General features: G+C 45.4%; 13 protein-coding genes and 2 pseudogenes. 6 read left to right on the top strand and 9 right to left on the bottom strand.

The window, feature by feature from the left end; all coding sequences use genetic code 11:
* The first annotated feature begins 16 nt into the window (after positions 1-16).
* The 5 genes from BLO31_RS06280 (at position 17) to BLO31_RS06260 (ending at position 7,077) form a co-directional block, all read left to right on the top strand.
* Complete coding sequence (locus tag BLO31_RS06280; protein WP_070963616.1) at positions 17-1,975, top strand: TonB-dependent receptor domain-containing protein; 1,959 nt, start codon at positions 17-19, stop codon at positions 1,973-1,975.
* A 256-nt stretch (positions 1,976-2,231) separates the two neighbouring features.
* Positions 2,232-2,951 (top strand): winged helix-turn-helix domain-containing protein, encoded by a 720-nt coding sequence (locus BLO31_RS06275; RefSeq protein ID WP_070963614.1) that lies wholly within the window; start codon positions 2,232-2,234, stop codon positions 2,949-2,951.
* A gap of 9 nt (positions 2,952-2,960) precedes the next feature.
* Positions 2,961-4,580, top strand: coding sequence for an ATP-binding protein (locus BLO31_RS06270; protein ID WP_070963612.1), 1,620 nt, complete (start codon positions 2,961-2,963; stop codon positions 4,578-4,580).
* 111 nt (positions 4,581-4,691) lie between these two features.
* Positions 4,692-5,684 carry a DUF2860 domain-containing protein gene (locus BLO31_RS06265; RefSeq protein WP_070963609.1) on the top strand — a complete coding sequence of 331 codons (993 nt, stop codon included), beginning with the start codon at positions 4,692-4,694 and terminating at the stop codon, positions 5,682-5,684.
* 88 nt (positions 5,685-5,772) lie between these two features.
* Positions 5,773-7,077, top strand: coding sequence for a S41 family peptidase (locus tag BLO31_RS06260; RefSeq protein ID WP_070963607.1), 1,305 nt, complete (start codon positions 5,773-5,775; stop codon positions 7,075-7,077).
* A gap of 24 nt (positions 7,078-7,101) precedes the next feature.
* On the opposite strand, the gene recR is transcribed toward BLO31_RS06260, so the two are convergent.
* The 6 genes and pseudogenes from recR to BLO31_RS06230 all read right to left on the bottom strand — a co-directional run bounded on the left by recR (position 7,102) and on the right by BLO31_RS06230 (position 12,914).
* Complete coding sequence (recR, locus tag BLO31_RS06255) at positions 7,102-7,701, bottom strand: recombination mediator RecR (protein ID WP_070963605.1); 600 nt, start codon at positions 7,699-7,701, stop codon at positions 7,102-7,104.
* A gap of 6 nt (positions 7,702-7,707) precedes the next feature.
* Positions 7,708-8,037, bottom strand: coding sequence for a YbaB/EbfC family nucleoid-associated protein (locus BLO31_RS06250; protein WP_070963602.1), 330 nt, complete (start codon positions 8,035-8,037; stop codon positions 7,708-7,710).
* A 106-nt stretch (positions 8,038-8,143) separates the two neighbouring features.
* Positions 8,144-10,272, bottom strand: a pseudogene (dnaX, locus tag BLO31_RS06245) (DNA polymerase III subunit gamma/tau).
* 12 nt (positions 10,273-10,284) lie between these two features.
* Positions 10,285-10,830, bottom strand: coding sequence for an adenine phosphoribosyltransferase (apt, locus tag BLO31_RS06240; protein WP_070963600.1), 546 nt, complete (start codon positions 10,828-10,830; stop codon positions 10,285-10,287).
* Positions 10,831-10,989: 159 nt separating this feature from the next.
* On the bottom strand, positions 10,990-11,355 hold the full coding sequence (locus BLO31_RS06235; RefSeq protein ID WP_070963765.1) for a YbaN family protein: 366 nt from the start codon (positions 11,353-11,355) through the stop codon (positions 10,990-10,992).
* Between the two features lie 464 nt (positions 11,356-11,819).
* A complete protein-coding gene (locus BLO31_RS06230) occupies positions 11,820-12,914 on the bottom strand; it encodes a response regulator (RefSeq protein ID WP_070963598.1) in 1,095 nt (364 codons plus the stop codon).
* Between the two features lie 242 nt (positions 12,915-13,156).
* Between BLO31_RS06230 and BLO31_RS06225 the strand changes: the two genes are divergently transcribed.
* Positions 13,157-14,032: a LysR family transcriptional regulator gene (locus tag BLO31_RS06225; RefSeq protein ID WP_070963595.1), complete on the top strand. Its 876-nt coding sequence runs from the start codon at positions 13,157-13,159 to the stop codon at positions 14,030-14,032.
* 37 nt (positions 14,033-14,069) lie between these two features.
* On the opposite strand, the gene BLO31_RS06220 is transcribed toward BLO31_RS06225, so the two are convergent.
* The 3 genes and pseudogenes from BLO31_RS06220 to fadI all read right to left on the bottom strand — a co-directional run bounded on the left by BLO31_RS06220 (position 14,070) and on the right by fadI (position 18,153).
* The gene (locus BLO31_RS06220; protein ID WP_070963594.1) at positions 14,070-14,618 is read right to left on the bottom strand and encodes an NAD(P)H nitroreductase; all 549 of its coding nucleotides are present in this window, start codon (positions 14,616-14,618) and stop codon (positions 14,070-14,072) included.
* A 114-nt stretch (positions 14,619-14,732) separates the two neighbouring features.
* Positions 14,733-16,846, bottom strand: a pseudogene (gene fadJ / locus BLO31_RS06215) (fatty acid oxidation complex subunit alpha FadJ).
* Positions 16,846-18,153 carry an acetyl-CoA C-acyltransferase FadI gene (fadI, locus tag BLO31_RS06210; RefSeq protein ID WP_070963591.1) on the bottom strand — a complete coding sequence of 436 codons (1,308 nt, stop codon included), beginning with the start codon at positions 18,151-18,153 and terminating at the stop codon, positions 16,846-16,848. Before fadI ends, fadJ begins: the two are co-directional and overlap by 1 nt.
* Positions 18,154-18,392 lie beyond the last annotated feature (239 nt).

Raw genomic sequence — 18,392 nt, 5'->3', positions numbered from 1 at the left:
TGGAAAAGTAAAGAAAATGAAATTAAATCTATTAAGCCTTGCCGTGGTTACAGCCTGCTCTGCCAGTCTCTCATTGACTGCCTATGCAGAGGAAGATTACAGCTACATGAAAACCACTGTCGTTACGGCTAACCAGTACGAAACCTCGATTAAAGAAGCGCCCGCTTCTATTTCGGTAGTGACCAGTGAAGAGATCGAAAAACTGCCCGCGACTGATGTTACTACTGCGCTGGAAAGCGTGCCCGGTGTTCATATCGCGAAGAGTTCAGGATCAGAGCCGAGAATCATTATTCGCGGCCTACAAAACCAAAATTCTTCAAACGGCAACTATACCCTGTTTCTGATTAATGGACGTCGTGTTAGCTCTAGCGAAGCCGTTGTTCGAGGTGCGACCTTTGACTTATCAAGTATTCCAATGAGTGCGGTTAAGCAAATTGAAGTCGTTCGCGGCCCTATGTCTTCTCTATATGGCAGTGAAGCTATTGGCGGTGTGGTCAATGTAATCTTAAAAGAGCCAACCAATGACACTCACGTCGCGGGTAGCGTTTCTTACACAATTCCGCAAGACAACAGTCCAAGTAGTGTTATCAGCGATGCCGACGGCGACCTAAAGACGGGTAACATCTATATCAGCGGTTCGATAATTCCAGACGTTTTGCTCTACAACTTTACCGCAGATATCAGTGACCGTAGTGCATGGTATCCCGATAACGCAGGTACGCATTTTTCGCCTCTAACCAAACAACAAAGGCAAGCATTTCGAGCGGGGTTCAACTGGCTAGCCAGCGATCAAGATGAGTTTTATCTCGACCTTTCGTTTGCCAACGACGATAGAACCGAGTACCCGACTTTCTCTGGCAAAACATTTGTCAGCGAGTACCAAAGTCAAAAGTTCACCAGCACTTTAGGTTATCTTAGAGACTGGGATTGGGGTGAATCTGATGTTAGCTATTTCTATGAAACCACAAATATTGACGAAGATAACTTCCGCACTGGCATCAATGACGCCAAGCAAAACAACCACACTTTGGATGGCAAGTTTGTTCTCAGCCAACTCGAAAGCCAAGTTATCTCATTGGGTGGGCAAATCTCCTACACCAATATTGAAAACGATCGCGACTATTCAGATACTCGCTCAGTCACACAAAGTGCTTTGTATCTGCAAGATGAAATCGGTTTAAGCGATGACTTAACGGCATCACTCAGTGGTCGATTGACTCATAACAACCAATTTGGCAACGACTTTAGCCCAAGGGTGTACATGGTCTACAACGGCTTGGATAACTTCACTTTTAAAGGGGGTTACGGTGAAGGATTTAAGGCGCCAACCATTTTCCAATCTTCCAAAGATTTCTCTCTGCCAAGTTGCGGAGGTCGCTGCACGCTTATAGGTAACCCAGATCTCAAAGCGCAATCGTCTAAAACCTATGAGCTTTCAGCTATGTACTACGCTTCACGAGGCTACGTTCAGGCAACTTGGTTCTTTAACGATGTGAAAGACTTAATCGATAGAGATTTGGACCCCTTCTTCAATGGTGGCAAAATCATTCAATACGAAAATGTTGATAGAGTGGAAACCAAAGGTATTGAACTAGAAAGCGAGCTGGATATTACCAAATCATGGCTGCTTTCTATGAATGCCACTTACACCAACTCTAACAATAAAGAAACCAACAAAGCGATTCCGTTAACTCCAGAGTGGTTAGCCAATGCCAACCTGAACTGGTTGGCTAGTGAGGAGTTATCTTTATTTGCCAGCGTAAACTACACCGGAAAACAAGAAGACGGTAAAGACAATAACCTAGACCCATACTCTATTGTGTCATTGGGTGGCTCTTATCAGTTCAACGACAACTTTATCGTTAGAACCGGTGTGACTAACCTAACCGATAAAAGGCTAGACCAATCCACTTTCGATTACCAAGCAACGGAAATAGGACGATCTTTCTACCTTAAATTCGACTTTGAGTTCTAACCCTCTAACTCGCTGCAATTTCAGCCTCCACTGAAATTGCAGCGCTCAATCTAAACATTTTAAAGCGCCACTAAGACTAAGATCTGCGACCCTAAAATCACCGTCTACCGTTCAAACGGTTTATCGTATTACCGACTGTCTCATTCACGATATTAATGCCATATCAACCAGTCACAATTGGTCACAATAACTTGCTTATTACTCCGGTATATTGTCACATACCATAGCTGTAAATTTGTTCAGGGAGTATGGAACATTGAATAGTGAATCGTTACCAAAGCAGATTGTTCTTGTTGAAGATGACACCAATTTAGCGGAGTTGATTAGAGATTTTCTGCAAAACTACGAGTTTGAAGTAGAAGTCGTCGGCGACGGTATCAAAGCGGTAGAGGTTATCTTAACTAAGCAACCCGACCTCGTGATCCTCGATGTTATGCTTCCCGGTCAAAGTGGTATGGATGTGTGCCGTCAAATTCGGGCTGACTATTCAGGCATGATACTGATGCAAACAGCGCTTGATGATGACATAGACCAAGTTATGGGACTCGAACTTGGCGCGGATGATTACGTAGTAAAACAAGTCCAGCCCAGACTACTGCTTTCGCGATTGCGAGCACTTCTCAGACGTCAATCCAGACTCCCAACACAAGAGATGAACGTCAGTGAACAACAGCTCATTATTGGCCCTATCAAGGTGGATTTACAGCACCGACAAGTCTTTTTGGACAACCTGCCGATTAAACTCACTACCGCTGAGTTTGAGCTGTTGCATTTACTCGCTCAGCACGTGGGTACCGTTGTATCAAGAGACGATATTGCTCAACAGATACGCGGCTATGAATACGATGGGCTTGATCGGTCTATAGACCGTCGAATCTCTCGCCTTAGACGTTCATTGTTAGACGACCCCCATGAACCTAAGCTTATCAAAACCATACGTGGTCAAGGCTATCAACTTTGCGCAATTAAGGCCTGAGGTTAATCAATGATCCGCACTATCTTTATTTTGCTGTTTGCTGTTTTGGTGCCCTTTATCGCTATCTTTGCACCTTACGACTTTAGCCCTTTGCAATATATGAATGAGAGGGTATCGCACCAATTTTTTAAAGGCGTTTACCAACCGACAATGGAGCAGTTTCAAAACGATCTGGCTCCCATTACTCACGAAGAACGCCTAGAATACCTCGCCGATCTCGCTCCCCATTTTGAACACCCTTTAAAAATCATTCCAATCGATAGCTACAAAGACGATGCAAGTATTCATGAAACTTTACTCTCCGGCGAAATAGCACTCGATTTTGGCGACCCTATAGCCCTTATGCAACGAATTGGTAATAGTGATGATGCCCTTTACTTTGCCTTGTATTCGTCGGTAAGAGCGGACGAGCTACGACAAATAAAAGGCCCGGTTTATTTAGGCGTGAGGGAGATCCGTAAACTCCCTCAAGAGCAGTGGGCGGATCAAGTTGCCGCTATTTCTGAGAAAGGAACCTTTACACTTGCAATGGTAACAAGCGATGAGCTTCCAAACTTAGAGGAAGCCATAACCGCGGGTGACGATATTTACTCGCTTGAAACCGAAGAGGGTGAAATCCAAGTCTTTGCCAAATTAGATGATAACCACTGGATGGTCGTTACTGACACGAGTTCCTACCGAGCCAACATCACCTTGTTGTCTTACGTAATGGGCCTGTTTATCCTACTCATTGCCTTTACTCACTTGTTCTGGTTCTACCCCTTGTGGCGAGGTCTTAAACAGTTAACTAAAACTGCAAATCAGTTTGGTCACGGGTTGTTGACTGAACGTGCGAAGGTGTCAAAACGCTCCATCGTCGCCCAACTCGCCAACTCGTTCAACCAAATGGCCGACAACATTGAAAAGTTGATCGCTGGCCACCGTGAACTTACCAATGCTATTGCTCACGATCTGCGCACACCACTTTATCGGCTGAGATTCGCATTTGAGATGTTAAACAGCAATGAGATATCTAACGAACAGAAAGAGAAGTACAGCAATATTATCGATACCAGTATCGATGACTTAGACAACCTTATCAATCAAACTCTTCAGCTATCTCGCTACAGCCGTGTGGCAGACATCAACCAGTTTTCAAAAGAGAATCTAGCGGCGCAAATCCATACCGAAATAGAACATTATCAATTGGAGCACCCCGACCTTGAAGCGAGATTCATTTGCCACCCTCAACTTCAAGAACAAGAGCTGTTTATCGATGGAAAAAGTATGCTTCGAGCTTTAAAGAACTTACTTTCCAACGCTGCTCGATTTACTCAGTCACAAGTCGTGGTGAGTTTTGATCGGCAAGGAAGTCAGTATGTACTTCGCGTTGAAGACGACGGTCCGGGCATTCCAGATGAGTTAAAAGAGCGCATATTTGAGCCCTTTGCCCAAATTGACAATCAAGAAAGGCAAACTAACAAAGGGCATGGTTTGGGGCTAGCGATTGTTAAGCAAATCGCAATCTGGCACAAAGGTTACGCTCAAGTCACCGAGTCCGCTTACCAAGGTGCCGCTTTTGAGATCCGCTGGCCAGTGTATCGCCACGCGAACCCTGACGAAGGCGAAGCGGAAAAAGTGATTTCGTAAGTGTGACAGTATGTGACAACTTCTGTCCATAAAAGGCAACAGATTCATTTAATTAGCATTGTTAATATCTACAGTGAGAATGATAATTCAAAGGAATTAAAGGAGTAAAAAATGAATCATTGCCGCCTAGGACTATTCACTTTAGCCCTGATATCGACAGGCGCTGCCGCCATGGGTGAAGAACCCATGTTTAAACCCGGATTAAGCGGCACCATTGCTATCAATGCTTCCGTTTCATCTGGCACTTCTCAAATGAACACAAGTGACGACAATGCCGTCACCAATGATTTAAACAACAATGGCAAAAAAGAATCTAGCGCAGGTGTTTTTCCGTTGGGGCGTCTTCAATACACGTTCAATGACACCGCTATTTTTCTAGGTAACAGTGAAGATCAGATTGCCGAAGCGCAATTTCAAGCCGAGCTTGGCATCATGCACTTGCTTACTAAAGACATTGTTATCACGGGTGCACTATTCTCTTCTATTCCAGGAGTTGACGAAACATGGCGCGACCCATACTTAACAGGACAAAAGCGTGAAGTGACTGATCTTGATACTGGTGGTGGTCGTCTAGCCGTAGATTTCTTGGCTCCGCTTCCACTTACTCTAAGGTATGCCTACGCCGAGAGCGAAGTAGACCGTGAAGATATTGGTTTAAGTAGAACACTCACCACTGCCGAGAGAGCTTCGTTAAAACGCGACAGTACATTCCATAGATACACATTAGAAACTACTCTGCCGCTGAGTAACTCTCTGTTTGTCGCCCCTGGAGTTCAGTACACTACCCGTGATGCCGATGGCAACGCACATAGCAACGACAATCTATCCTTTCAGCTAGGTGTGGCTTACGCAAGTGGCAGACATAGCCTTATGACAACCTTGCGCGCTGGGGCAAGCTCCTATGATGCCGTTAACCCGGTGTTTGATAAGAAGCAGGATTCTAACAATGTGGGCTTCTTCTCGGTCTATAGCTATGAAGAACCGTTCAGATTGAGTTCAAGTGCTTTCCATATCATGGCTGGGTACGAAGAGGTCGACTCGGATATTAATTTCTACGATACCGAAAGTATTTTCTTCTCCACTGGTATGAGCTTCAATTTCTAACAAAGCATGCTAATTGGCGATAACTCAGTTATCATAGTAAATCAATGAGATATCGCCAAAGCATCACCAATTTATCAAAGAGACGAGGATGATTAAAAAAGGTTTTGTTGTCGCTGTTTTATTCCTTTTGTCCGCGTGTAACTACGAGATAACTTCAGCAGATAAACCCAGTTTCAAAGCGATAAAGATCCACGCAGGAGGGGATAAAGTATTTACTTCTTCTCAGGGCCTTATCACGCTTAAAGGAACTCTACTTTCGTCGTTAAACTCCTTAGGTGATCTTGAGTTTCAATGGAGTCAAGTCGAAGGCAAACAGGCTGTAAAGATTAAAGACCCCACCCGTCTCGCCACTCAGTTTACCGCACCAGCTATGGCTGGAAACTATCGATTTAAGCTTTCAGTGACCGATGCTGTTGGCAACACCTATTTCGACAACGTCACTTATGTTTTTAAAGCGCGACAAAAACCAGCAACTTCACCTAAGCTCAACGATCAACAACTCTTTGAGCGCTTTTGGCAGTTGGTGCACGCCAACCACGCTTTTGTCGATCAAGATCATCAACGCTGGGAAGATCTTTATCTCTCCTACCAAGCTCGTACTAACAATGCCGAATTTAATCCTGCATGGTCAGCGCAAGTTTCCAAAATGCTCCATTCGATAGAAGACCAAAGTTTACAAGTGATCCCTACTGCGCAAGTGCTCGCAGAACCCGCTGAAATCGCACTAACGCACCAACAATCACTTGAAAAGCTCGCTTCGCACTGCGATGTGCTCTCACCGCAAAACCAAGATAAGCCTGAACAGTTTCTGACTTGGTGTATCAATAAAGATAACATTGGTATTGTCACTGTATCAGCGATGCCCCGACAAGAGATTCGCTCGACATTAGTTAGAGCCTTGCAAGACCTAGAGGGTACTCATGCTCTCCTTTTGGATCTCACTATTAACACCGGGGAAAGCGCCACATCCGCTATGCAGCTCGCCCAAGCTTTTGGGCATAGCAGCGATGAAAAAACGTATAGCGCCAGCTACTTTTCAGGTCAGCCAGTAGAACAAAGCACGATTGAGATTGACCCGCTTCCGTCACCTTACACAAAACCCGTGTATGTCGTCACGAGTGAGCAAACATCTGGCTCTGCTGAGCTATTAACCTATCTACTGAAGCAAAAATCAAACGTGGTACACCTTGGTAAACCAACTTACGGTCAAATGTCGCTTCTCGATTCTTATACACTGCCCAACGGTTATACGCTGCGCTTGGCCAAAAGGCGCTTCCTAGACAGTAAAGGGCAAGTTATCGATACTGCGCCCATAGTCCCGTCTCTTGAGCTCAAAGAAATTAAAGGCGTTGATTGGATGACACCAACACTCAAGCTGGCGGCGGAGCAATAAAAAAGGTCGCTACCAGCGACCTTTTCAAAGTTTGTGTCTACCCATTAAGGAGTGAGAAAGTGTCGTGCCATCGACCAAATCTAACTCTCCCCCCACTGGTACACCATGGGCAATTCGGCTGGCATCGACTTGATGCGCTTTGCAAAGCTCCGCAATGTAGTGAGCGGTTGCTTCACCTTCAACAGTTGGATTGGTCGCGAGGATAACCTCTTTGATATCTCCCCTGCCAAGGCGGTAATCAAGTACATCTAAGCCTATATCACTAGGACCAATGCCGTCTAAAGGAGACAAGTGCCCCATTAGCACAAAATAACGTCCAGAAAACTGGCCAGTAGCTTCTACGGCTGCAATATCTGCTGGGCTTTCCACCACGCAGAGCTGCCCACCTTCTTGCCGCTTTGGGTTAGTACAGATATGACAAACTTCTTCTTCGGTAAAAGTTCGACATTCGCTACAGTGACCAATTTCAGTCATCGCTTTACTCAAAGCGTCGGCGAGCTGAAGACCACCTTTTCTGTCTCGCTGTAACAGATGAAAGGCCATGCGCTGAGCTGACTTGGGTCCAACACCCGGTAAGCAACGCAAAGCCTCCATAAGTTGTTCCAGCAAATGGCTGGTACGCATATAAGATTAAAACGGCATTTTCATACCAGGAGGAAGCTGCATTCCACCTGTTACTGACGCCATTTTCTCTTTTTGAGTTTCTTCAACGCGACGAGCTGCATCGTTGAACGCCGCAGCGATCAAGTCTTCTAGCATCTCTTTGTCGTCTTCCATTAGGCTTTCATCAATGTGGACGCGACGAACACTATGGCTACCAGTGATGGTTACTTTAACCAACCCTGCGCCAGACTCACCTGTCACTTCCATATTTGCGATTTCTTCTTGAAGCTTTTGCATGCGATCTTGCATCTGCTGGGCTTGCTTCATCAGGTTACCCATACCGCCTTTACCAAACATGTTTATCTCTCTGGTTAATTAGCTTGATTGTTTCACTTTAGATTGGGGTGAAATAGCATTTTTCAACCCTTTCTATCACTTAGTCTATTTATTGTTTTAGCTAGATTTAAACTGGTCTTACACTGTCATTATCTAACTGAGCCGAGAAGCGTTTTTCGATAAACTGTACCGTTTTATCTTCCGCTAAACTGCTAAAAGCTTGTTGTAGTCGCTGTTGATAGAGCTTATCTCTTAACTCTAATGGCGTTTCGCCTTTGTCGCCAATTTCAACCGTCAATTGACAGTTAATTCCCAAAGATTCTGATAGCGCGCGCGCAAGCTCTGCTCTCGCTTTATCGGTATTGAGATGTCCTTGCGTCGCTCTTAGAGTCAGTCGGATACGATCGCCGTCTTGTTCGAAACAAGAATTTAACGCTAGCTGCTCAACCAACTTAGGCGTCTGTAAACTTTGAATTGTGGCCGCCCAGCTATCCTTTGCTACCGACTCATCTAGCAGTTTTTTTGCCATTTCTGGCGTTTTTTCGTGCTCTAATGCTTTTTTGATTTGCGTCGGCGTCAGCTCTGGCTTCTCTTGGCTAACAACTGGTTTTGAAGGTTTCCACTGGTATGGTTCATTATCGACTTCTTGCGTTTCCGCGCTTTGAGAAGCCGTTACTGGCGACACCCGTTTACCTCCGTGTTTTTGTGCTACACGGTCGAGAACAGACTCCGATATTTTGCCGGATGTCGCTTCAAACTTTTTTCCTGAAGGCGCTTCTTTAGACTGCTGATTGTCGCGCTTTGACTTCAATTGATGCCTTAGACCACCTCTCAAACCTGTAGGGGCTGTTGGTGCCGCCACTGGCCTCTCTACGGGCTGTTGGGGCACTTGTTCAGGTTCGTTGTAAACTGGCGGCTCTGCCATATGTGGCTGTGTATACACGTCCATAGGTGGCGGCGCATAGTCCGGTTCAGGATCCATTGGCATTTCCTGAGGCATTGGAGCTTCTTCAGACTTAACCACCGATTGTGTAGGTATAACATCAGGTTGAGCGGCAATAGCAGCGGAAGCCTGAGCTGGTCGCGATTGCTCTACCGCTGGTGGTGATACCACTGGAGCACTTTGCTTAACCTCTTGCGGAACTGGCACCACCACTGGCTCTGCCCCAATACTTTGAGGTTTAAATGCCATCATTCGCAACAAAACCATTTCTATCGCAATGCGTTCGGAGGGCGAAATAGCGATATCTTCTCGACCTTTAATCACGATTTGGTAATAGAGTTGAAGCTCTTGCGGTGTAAAGTGTTGGCTCATTAGCTCCACTTTTTCCGCATCGGGTTGCGTTCTGTCCAAACTTGATGGTAGAGCTTGATACATCGCCAGACGGTGAAGTTGTGTAGCAAGTTGCTGTAATAGAGCATCCCATTCCACACCGTTTTGCGCTAGGCTTTCCAGCGCTGTCATCACGGGTTCTACTTGCTTATGAGCCATCGCCTCAAGAAGGTGTAATGCATAGTCGGTATCTAACGTACCTAACATGCGAGCAACCAAATCACCTTGAATCACACCATTGCCTAATGCAATCGCTTGATCGGCTAAGCTTTGTGCATCTCGCATACTGCCGTTGGCAGCGTGCGCTAGTAAACTCAAACCTTTGTGGTCAAAGCTCACCTGTTCTTGCTCTAAGATGAATTCCAAGTGCGTGCGGATTTCATCAACTGAAATAGGCTTGAGATGAAACTGCAAGCAGCGAGACAAAATGGTGACAGGTAATTTCTGAGGGTCGGTAGTCGCCAGAATAAATTTGACATACTCTGGCGGCTCTTCAAGGGTCTTTAACAACGCATTGAAACTATGACGAGACAGCATGTGAACTTCGTCGATAAGATAAACTTTGAATCGACCACGTGCTGGCTTGTATTGAACGTTATCCAGAAGCTCTCTTGTGTCTTCTACCTTAGTACGCGAAGCGGCGTCTATTTCCAACAAGTCAACAAAGCGTCCTTCGTCAATCTCTCGACAAGTAGAACACTTTCCGCAAGGCGTTGCTGTAATACCTTCTTCGCAGTTTAGCCCCTTGGCAAACAAGCGGCCAATCGTAGTTTTACCCACGCCTCGCGTGCCGCTAAACAAGTAAGCGTGATGGAGGCGGTTTTGTGCCAATGCATTCTCTAATGCAGTAAGCACATGAGACTGACCAACGACTTCGCTAAATCGCTTGGTCGCCATTTTCGCGCTAAGGCAAGATAGCTCATGAATAATTCCGTTTAGTGTCCTTCGAACTCACAAATGCTGTACACGTTAAGACCCATTTTTTCCAAACGTTTGTCACCGCCGATTTCAGGAAGGTTAATGACAAACGCAGCGTGCTCTACTTCGCCGCCAAGTTGACGGATCAGTTTCGTTGTCGCTTCAATGGTGCCGCCGGTTGCCAATAGGTCATCGACCACTAGCACTTTGTCACCTTGGCTGATCGCGTCCGTATGGATCTCTAAAGTATCGACGCCGTATTCTAACTCGTACGACTCCGCGACTGTCGCTCTAGGTAACTTACCTGGCTTGCGAACAGGGACAAAACCTATGCCTAACTCTAATGCCAAAGGTGCGCCAAAAAGAAATCCGCGCGCTTCAGTGCCCACTACTTTGGTAAAGCCAAGAGATTGGTACTTTTCAACCAAGAGTTTGATAGTTGCTTGATAAGCTTGAGCGTCTTCTAGCAAGCTAGTTACGTCACGAAATAGAATGCCTGGCTTTGGGTAATCAGGGATGCTTTTGATACTAGATTTAATCAAAGAGATGGTATCTGTTGTCATAATATTATCTTGGTTGGCTTGTGATTATCACAGTAGTCCAAAGCGAGCTTTCGACTCATGTCTATCGGCAAACAAGAAGTTAGCATAGAGAGCGCTCTTATCAACCGATACTTAAAATACAAATGCCCACTCGAAGAGTGGGCACACTTCTCTGCAATATTAGTGATTTTCTGACTGCTGAGCAAGACGCTCGGTCACAGGAAGGCGAATAAACCAACAGAACAAGATAACAAAAGTGAAAGCTAATCCGAGTTTTACGTACAGGATAGGAACTACCCAGATTGAAAAGCCAAAACTGGCGATCATAAGTACGGCTCCACGCGTCTTTACTTTTCGACTTACCGCTTTGTGTTTGTGCCAATTGTCTAACATTGGGCCAAACGTGGGGTGTTGATGCAGCCAGCGATGAAAAGTCGGACTCCCCCTCATAAAACAAGCACTGGCTAGCAAAATAAAAGGTGTGGTGGGTAAGACGGGTAGAAAGATACCCGCAATACCAAGTACTAAGCTGATGCCACCTACAATATTAAAGCCGAGCTTACGGATACTGATGTGGCACTCCTCGTTTATTAAAAACCAGCGTATCCGTTGAGAATGCGAATCCACGTCAGAGTCGCCGGTAATGTTGGAATAAGTAATACGGCAATAAAGCCCAGAAAGTAATAAATATTATAAGGTTCTTTGAAGTCGCTGTCTGCCATGGTTTGCTTCTCTTTTGTAAGTGACTAATTCACGCCTTTGGCTGTAACTTATTTGTTAACAAGCTAGGCTTTTTTTGTTGGTCGCAAACTATACCGAAAAGGATCCCGTACAAACACCGACAAACTAAGTGGGTATTGACTTTATTGCTCTTTCTTTAAACTAGATAAGGGTGCTCTTTTATTAAAAAAATTTAAGCGACATATTAAGGAAATGTCGGAAAATCAAAATGTTCGAGCAGTAAAAAGGCCCGCATAGTGCGAGCCTCTTGTTACCTTGAATAACCTTATTTAAGCTCGGGGTCCTTGATAGATATCTAGACTAAAACTGCTCGAACCAATCAGGCTTAATGACAACTGCCCTGCACTGTGGATAGGTAGATCCGTGGTAATAAAGTTTTTCACGCAGTTTTCACCTAGCTTTACTCCCGCGGGAATATGCTGAGACAGGTCCCCATTCGACCAACGTGCATCAAGCCCCGCTGGTAATAGAGAAACTTTGCCTTCACCTAAATCCGCCACCCCAAATATAGCGTTAACAGGGCTGACACTTTTTGCACAGCTCAACCCTTTTTCTAAAAGCTCAGCAATATCTTTTAAGTCGGCATTAAAACATTTGAGGTTTCGCAAGTAGTCATGAAATAGCGCTCTGATAAGCAAAGTGGTCGCCGCACCGTACTCTTCATTAGAGTCGACGATGTAAAAGGCGATTTGTCCGTTGATCAACCACGCGTAATCAAATACTAAAGGCATAACATCGGTAGACTGAAGCAAGCGATAACTGCACTTCCAGTCTCCTTGCGATGAATCTTTGTCCGGAGCTAATGCCTGTAGCAAAGAGCGCGCTGCGTTTGGGTTTTGCTGCAAGTACTCAAGGTGCCAGTGAAGCTCTTGCTCTTCCGGCATATCTCCGCTGTCGACTCGAAACCATTGGCTTGAGAAATCTCTTTGATCAGACAGATGGTTATCGGTATCGTCCAACGTATTTTCAATCGCGTTGGCTAAGTGGTCGTGATTACTAATCGGCTTAGTGAGAAAGTCCTTTATTCCGTATTTAAGTGCTCTGGCAACATCAGACATCTCTTCCGTTGCAGATACAACAATAAGTGGCAGCGAGGGGTACTCTAAGCTCACCTCTTCCACAAACTCTATGCCATTTAACACTGGCATGGACAAGTCGCACAGGACTAGGTCTGGCTCAAAAGCTCTCAGCTTTTGAAGCCCATCAAATCCATCTTCGGCTTCGATAACCTTGTAACCCTGCGCATCAAGATATCCTTTTGTGATGCGACGAAAAACCGGGTCATCGTCTACAACTAGGATCAGCTTTTGCTGACTCGTTGCTCGTTCCGGAGTCACTGTCGCCATATCAATCGTCTTAAGCATAAACCTCGCCTCACACAACCAAGTACTTCATCAATTACTATTGTTATTCTTATAGGTAGTTTAAAAACGCTCCTTAAAAAGTAGCCTCCAAAGCTACTTTATACAAATCTTCCACCCTCGGGTTTCCCTCAACACTAGATGTATGGTGTGACCTAGATCAGATGACTTGTTGACATGACGCAAGCTTTAACATTTGATATAGGTATAAATTATCTGAATTCGTAAACATTTGTGTCGAAACAATGAAACTAGATGATCTCAATCTTTTCCGATTAGTAGTTGAAAATGGGAGCTACACCGCAACTTCCAGAAAAACTATGATACCAGTTGCAACTATCACTCGTCGAATCCAAGCGCTCGAAGAATCTTTGAACTTGCGTTTACTCAATCGCCATGCTCGCAAGCTATCTCTGACTGAAGCTGGAGAGCGATTTTTCCAAGAGTGCTCTCCTCTGTTGGAACGCTTAGCCAATACGGCGGAAGAGATCACTGATGAGTGCCGAGGTGCCGCAGGTCGAATTCGCATATCATCGCCGTCAAACCTGACTAAGCGAATGATGATGCCGATGTTCAACGAGTTTATGGCTCTTTATCCCGATATTTTGATCGAGTTGACCACCAGTAACCAAGCTGACAATCTTGACCCAACAGAGTGGGATGTCATTTTCCGCGTCGGTCCTCAACGAGATTCTAGCCTAATTGCACGCAAAATCGGTGCGGTTAAAGATATTCTTGTCGCAAGCCCTGAGTACTTAAAGCAACGCATGGTGCCTAAACACGCTGAAGACTTAAGCGAACACTCGCTTCTCAAAGGCCATCCATTGCTAAAGTGGCAGCTTTCCAACTCTAACGGCGAAACGGTTGTTAATACCGATAAAGGTCGATTCCAAGCGGATACTTTAAAAGTGGTGCGCAGCGCTTGCTCTGCAGGGTTAGGTATTACGCTTATGCCCGATGTTATGTTGCGCGAGTATATTGAAGATGAAAGCTTGGTTAGGGTATTGCCTGAATGGAGTGCCAACCCTAGAGATATCTATATGCTGTACAACCATAAAGACCACCTCCCAGAGAAAGTGCGTCTATTTATCGATTTTGTTATCAACTTTAATATTCATTAAGGCCAGTTTTTCACTGGCCTCTGTTGGCTGACAACATCTACAGAAATTCGACGAACTGACTCAATTCTCGCTCTGGTACTTTCATTGGCGTGCAACCTGGTGTCCCTAAATAGAGGAAGCCGACAATTTGGTCTTCTCCTTGGACGTGAAACGCTTCACGAACTTTTTCGTGAAACATCCATTTACCAGAACGCCAAAATCCTTGAAAGCCTTGGGCAACAGCTGCCATTTGCATAGCCTGTACGGCACAACCGGCCGACAGGTGTTGCTCTATGGCAGGTACTTTCTCATGTTCGGTAACATTAGCGATAACCGTAATTACCATAGGTGCTCGATAGGGTGCGTTGCGCAATTTTTCAATAACCGCATCGTCACTATTTTCCACTTCCGCTGCCTTAACTAAGATATCTGCCAGTTTCGCTAACCCTTCTCCCTGAGAAATGACAAATCGCCAAGGTGTGAGTCCAGCGTGATCCGGCGCTCGTAACCCCGCGCGAATGATATTCTCTAGCACTTTTCCTTCTGGGGCCGGAGCAGATAGCTTTGCAATGGATCGGCGATTTAATAAAAGGTCGAGAGCGTCCATTTTTATTCCTTATTGTTTTACTTTTTTGACCAGTCGGTTTTTGACTTTACTTGCCTGATATTATGCCCCTTTTATTAAAAAAGCGAACCTTGCGGCTCGCTTCTTTAGGCTGTTTTAAGAGTAGAACGTTTGATCAAGTTCTGCTCTGGTTAAGAGACCATCGCACGGGGCGAACCTTTCACCATACTTCTCAGAAAAGGTATTCATTGTCTCTATTAACTCAGCCAACCCTACTTTGTCCATATACCTGAAAGGACCACCTAAAAAGGGAGGGAAACCGATGCCGAAGATCGCTCCAATATCGCCATCTCTTGGGGAGCGAATAATACCTTCATCCAAACAACGAACCGCTTCATTGAGCATTGGTAACACACACCGCATCGCGATATCACTCTTGCTCAAACGCTCTTCTGGGGATAAGTTCAGTGTTTTGTACACCGAGCTATCAACGGATTTCTTTTTGCCTTTATAAGTATAAAAACCTTTACCGCTTTTGCGCCCTTTGCGACCGTCTTTGAGTAGAATGTCGAAAACATCTGGACCTTTAAATCGCTCACCCAACTCTTCGACCAAGATAGGCATGATTTTGGAGCCAATATCGACCCCCACCTCATCGAGCAGAGTAATTGGGCCAACGGGAAAACCAAAATCCAGTAACGCATTGTCAATACTTTCAATAGGCTCGCCACTTAAAAGGAGGTGGGCGGACTCATTCATGTATGGGGCTAGGATCCTATTGACGTAAAATCCGGCTTTGTCTTTAACCACAATGGGCGTTTTGCCTTGTTGACGAGCAAAATCTACTACTGTTGCTATCGTTTGCTCCGAAGTCCCCTCGTGTGGAATGACCTCCGCCAGTGGCATTTTTTCTACCGGACTAAAATAATGTAGACCAATCACCTGCTCGGCTCTTTTCGCTTGTGACGCGATTTGGCCAATGGGCAGAGAAGAGGTGTTTGTTGCGAAAATAGTCGCCTCTTTGGCGTTATTTTCCACATCTTCGACCATTTTTTGCTTAAGTGGAAGGTCTTCAAATACGGCTTCAATCACTAAATCCGTGCTCTTAAACTGACTAAAATCCGTACCTGCTGACAATTGCAGCATCTGAGATTGAACTTGAGCTTTCGACAAAATCCTGCGTTTTCGCTGCTTTTCAAACAACTTGTAGTTATATTGCAGCGCGTTCAATGCACCATCATTGGACACATCTTTAATTTTCACTGGTACTTTTGCTTTCGCCACACTGACATGAGCGATCCCCGCTCCCATCAATCCACCACCGAGTACACTGACATGGGAAACCTTGTTAGGCTCGGCGCCAGCCCCATTTTCTTTTTTCATTTCTGTTGTAGCAAAAAAGATTGAACGAAGCGCCTTAGACTCATCCGTCATGACCAGCTCTGCAAATCGCTCAGCTTCATAAGCGAGACCTTCTTGCATCCCTTTTTCTAAGCCCGAGCGGATCACGTCGAGAATTGCCTCAGTGGCTGGGTAGTTACCTCTTGTTTTTTTGGCTGTTTTCTTGCCGGCTTGATCAAAGATTAACTTACGCCCTAACCCCGTCCCTGACATGATCACTTCTTTGGCAGACGCCTTTTTCTTGCTACGCTTGCCTTTCTCTATAAACTGCTCAGCCACCTTCAATAGGATGCTTTTTGGGACACAAGCGTCAACAATACCGAGTTTTTTCGCCTTTTTGGCTCTCAGTTGTTTGCCAGTAAGAATAATGTCTAATGCGGGTAATAAACCGATCAATCTCGCAACCTTTGAGTACCACCGGAGCCCGGCAACAGGCCTAATTGTACTTCAGGTAATCCTAGCCGAGTTTTTTCTGAGTCCGTACAGATACGGTAATCGCACGCCAGTGCTAACTCTAACCCACCACCCAAACACGGGCCGTGTATCGCCGCAACCACTGGATAAGGCAAATCAGAAAGCTGTTGGAACAATTGTTGTCCTTGCTCCGCTAATGCTTGGGCTTCCTCCTTGCTTTTACACGCTTCAAGCATGCGAACATCTGCACCAGCTATAAAGTTGTCTTCTTTCCCCGAATGGACGATTAACCCTTGTATATCTCTACCTTTCTCGTGCAATAGGGCAAATATCTCAGACATTTCCTCTGCAAAGGCGGCTTGTAAAGTATTCATTCGCTCATTGGGTACATCAACTAAAAGCCACGCAAGGCCGTTGTCGTCAATGGTTAAGGTAAACGCTTCTGATTCTTTCATTATTCAACCTCCAAAACCATAGCTGCCCCAAGGCCACCAGCCGCACACGCCGTATTCAGTGCCAAACCTCCACCACGGCGCTTCAGCTCGCGCAATGTTTGCGTCATCATCCGTGCCCCCGTCGCTGCGAAAGGGTGTCCGTAAGCGATAGAGCCGCCCAACACATTAAATTTTTCCATATCGATGTCACCAATAGCCTTACTGCGGCCTAGATACTGCTCGGCAAACTTATCGCTTGAAAACATTTTAACGTTAGAAAGTGCTTGAGCCGCAAAAGCCTCATGCATATCAATCAAAGTAAGATCAGAAAGTGAAATTCCCGCGCGATCGAGCGCCAATGGTGTGGCATAGGAAGGCCCCATCAACATGTCACTTTCCACTCCTATCGCAGTAAAAGCATAGGAACGAATGTACCCTAATACCTCTATACCTAACTCTTTTGCTTTTCCTTCACGCATCATAACAACAGCCGCTGCGCCATCAGTAAGTGGCGTACTGTTCGCTGCCGTTACACTGCCAAACTGGCGGTCAAACGCCGGCCTTAACTTGCTGTAGTCCTCTAACGCAGAGTCATGGCGAATATTGTTGTCTTGATCAATCCATTCCTTATATGGTTCTGGAAACGCGGTCATCACTTCGCCTTCAATCTTCCCCTCTCGCCAAGCTTGTGAAGCGAGCGTGTGAGAACGATGGGCCAGCGCGTCTTGGTCGGCGCGACTAATAGCATGGCTTTTAGCCATTTGCTCTGCTGTTTGTCCCATTGACAAGCCCGTAGAATACTCGGCAACGGCTGGAGGAACGGGTACTAGATCTCTAAGCGAAAGTTTCTTTATTATTTTGAGTTTTTGAGAAAGGGTTTTGCACTTACTCAAAGCGAGTAAATTGGCCGCCAGATTTTTGGAAACGCCAATGGGCAGTACAGATGAAGAATCCGCCCCGCCAGCGATACCTATATCTATGGCTCCTGCCATTATGCTCTCGGCGACATTGACCGCCGATTGAAAGCTAGTGGCACACGCTCGGGTTACTGAATAAGCATCCGTGGATATATCCATACCTGTGCCAAGTACAATTTCGCGCGCAATATTAGGTGCTGCGGGCATTTGTACTACTTGTCCAAACACAACTTGGTCCACTAGTTTGGGATCGAGTTCGGTTCGGTCCATCAAAGCTTTGACCACCATCTTGCCTAGATCAACCGCTGGCACTTGACTAAATGCAGTGCTTTGTCTGGCGAATGGAGTCCGCAGACCGTCCACTATCGCTATTCGCTCTCCACTACGCGTCTTGACTTCCTGTTTAGCCATGTTTTCTCCTTTGATTCTCAAGAGGTCTGACCACAAGCATTGTAATCAAAATGTTAATTAAATCAAACGAGCGTTTAAATAAACGTGACTTGGAATGGAAATGATCCCGAGTAACCGCAGAAGTACTGCTTGCGGAGTAAGTTTAGTTCGCTATAGTTAAAATGTTGATTATTTGGAAAAATGGTAAAAAAAAACCACACATAAATGTGTGGTTGGAATGTATAAAGCAATTAACTTAC

The organism is Vibrio sonorensis (assembly GCF_001854765.1).
GTDB classification, from domain to species: Bacteria; Pseudomonadota; Gammaproteobacteria; order Enterobacterales; family Vibrionaceae; genus Vibrio; species Vibrio sonorensis.
Note: the sequence above shows the minus strand (reverse complement) of the source record. Positions and strands in the feature narration are given on the sequence as shown.